The organism is Solitalea agri (assembly GCF_023914155.1).
In the GTDB taxonomy this organism is placed as follows: Bacteria; Bacteroidota; Bacteroidia; order Sphingobacteriales; family Sphingobacteriaceae; genus Solitalea; species Solitalea agri.
The window spans coordinates 1-553 of record NZ_JAMWYS010000064.1 but is presented as its reverse complement, the minus strand read 5'-3'; the positions used below and the strand labels follow the sequence as shown (position 1 = coordinate 553).

Genomic DNA, 553 nt, shown 5'->3' with positions numbered 1-553 from the left:
AAGGTATGCTCAGTACGCTTGGTAACCGTACGTGGAGTGCAATAGCAAAAGCATGCTTGACTGTGAGGCCTACAAGCCGAGCAGGTACGAAAGTAGGATATAGTGATCCGGTGGTTCTGCATGGAAGGGCCATCGCTCAAAGGATAAAAGGTACGCTGGGGATAACAGGCTGATCTCCCCCAAGAGCTCATATCGACGGGGAGGTTTGGCACCTCGATGTCGGCTCGTCACATCCTGGGGCTGGAGAAGGTCCCAAGGGTTCGGCTGTTCGCCGATTAAAGTGGCACGCGAGCTGGGTTCAGAACGTCGCGAGACAGTTCGGTCCCTATCTGTTGTGGGCGTAGGATATTTGAGTGGACCTGACCTTAGTACGAGAGGACCGGGTTGGACGAACCTCTAGTGAATCTGTTATGGCGCCAGCTGTACTGCAGAGTAGCTACGTTCGGTCGAGATAAGCGCTGAAAGCATCTAAGCGCGAAACTCACCACAAGATGAGATATCCATACAGGATCGTGAGAGACTATCACGTTGATAGGCTACAGATGTAAAGGCA

At 52.4% G+C, this 553-nt stretch carries 1 rRNA gene; it reads left to right on the top strand.

Features of this window, described 5'->3' with window-relative positions:
* Window positions 1-553: ribosomal RNA gene (locus tag NF867_RS18255) — 23S ribosomal RNA — on the top strand; the annotation flags it as partial.